1 protein-coding gene is annotated in these 325 nt (G+C 57.2%); it reads left to right on the top strand.

Annotated elements, in window-relative coordinates; translation table 11 throughout:
• Positions 1–113 precede the first annotated feature (113 nt).
• Positions 114–325, top strand: a 212-nt coding sequence (locus tag P0G09_RS16690; protein WP_275253223.1) for a PCRF domain-containing protein, incomplete at its 3' end; no start/stop codon positions are given.

The following is a 325-nucleotide window of genomic DNA, read 5'->3' as shown; positions in this document are numbered from 1 at the left end:
CTGCGGCCGTGAGGTCATGCTGCCCCGCGCGAAAATTGAAAAAAACATCAAGAAAGTGCTCAAGCCCGGCGCTGCCGAGTAACCATTGGGTCATGTAAGGAGAACTGCACAGTATGTCAATACTGCTTTCCCAAATGGAGGCTGTCAGCCACCGGTTTGAAGAACTTTCCATCCGCCTGAACCAGCCGGAAACAGCGGCAGATCCTGCTCTGTTCCGCCGCCTGATGCAGGAGTATCACGAGGCGGAACCCGTGGTGCAGGCTTATCAGGCCCTGACCACGGCGCAGGATCATCTTGCTCAGGCCAAAGCCCTGCTCGAGGGCGA

Origin of the sequence: Faecalibacterium sp. DFI.5.82 (genome assembly GCF_029076575.1) — a bacterium.
Classification (GTDB): Bacteria; Bacillota; Clostridia; order Oscillospirales; family Ruminococcaceae; genus Faecalibacterium; species Faecalibacterium duncaniae.
Note: the sequence above shows the minus strand (reverse complement) of the source record. Positions and strands in the feature narration are given on the sequence as shown.